An 875-nucleotide genomic window follows, 5' to 3' on the forward strand; every position below is an offset into this window, starting at 1 on the left:
GGCGCCGGCCCGGGCCGGCGGGTGGCGGTGGCGATGCCGCGGTCGGCCGAGGCGATCGTGGCGATCCTGGCGGTGCTCAAGACCGGGGCGGCCTATGTGCCGATCGACCCGAGCGTGCCCGCGGCGCGGCTGGAGTTCGTGCTCGGCGATGCCGACCCCGTCGCGGCGGTGACCACCGCCGAGGTGCGCCCGCAGCTGGACGGGTTCGCCGGGCGGATCATTGAGATCGACGACCCCGCCGTGCGCACCCAACCGGCCACCGGCCTGCCGGTGCCGGAGGCGGACAGCATCGCCTACATCATCTACACCTCGGGCTCGACGGGCGTTCCCAAGGGGGTGGCGGTCACCCACCGCAATGTCACCCAGCTGCTGGAGTCCATCGATGCCCAACTCGACGTCGGGCAGGTCTGGACCCAGTGCCATTCCCTGGCTTTCGACTTCTCGGTGTGGGAGATCTTCGGCGCCCTCCTGCATGGCGGGCGCCTGGTCGTCGTACCCGATGACGTCGTTCGATCACCAGAAGACTTGCACGCCTTGCTGGTTGCCGAGAACGTCAACGTGTTGAGCCAGACCCCGTCGGCGTTTTATGCGCTGCAGAGCGCCGACGCGTTGGCGCCGGAGCTCGGTGAGCAGTTGAAGTTGCAGACGGTGGTGTTCGGTGGGGAAGCCCTTGAGCCGCGCCGGTTGTCGACGTGGCTGCATCGTCATCCCGGGCTGCCGCGGATGATCAACATGTACGGCATCACCGAGACCACGGTGCACGCGTCGTTCCGCGAGATCCTTGGCGGCGACGTCGGCAGCAGCGTCAGCCCGATCGGGGTGCCGCTGGCCAACCTCGGTTTCTTCGTGCTCGACGGCTGGCTGCGGCCGGTGCC

The 875-nt window shown here is 69.0% G+C and carries 1 protein-coding gene; it reads left to right on the top strand.

The window, feature by feature from the left end; translation table 11 throughout:
* Positions 1-875 (top strand): AMP-binding protein (locus JF781_RS27990; protein ID WP_225341359.1); only part of this gene is annotated, 875 nt, incomplete at both ends.

This window comes from Mycobacterium sp. WUMAC-067 (assembly GCF_020217485.1).
In the GTDB taxonomy this organism is placed as follows: Bacteria; Actinomycetota; Actinomycetes; order Mycobacteriales; family Mycobacteriaceae; genus Mycobacterium.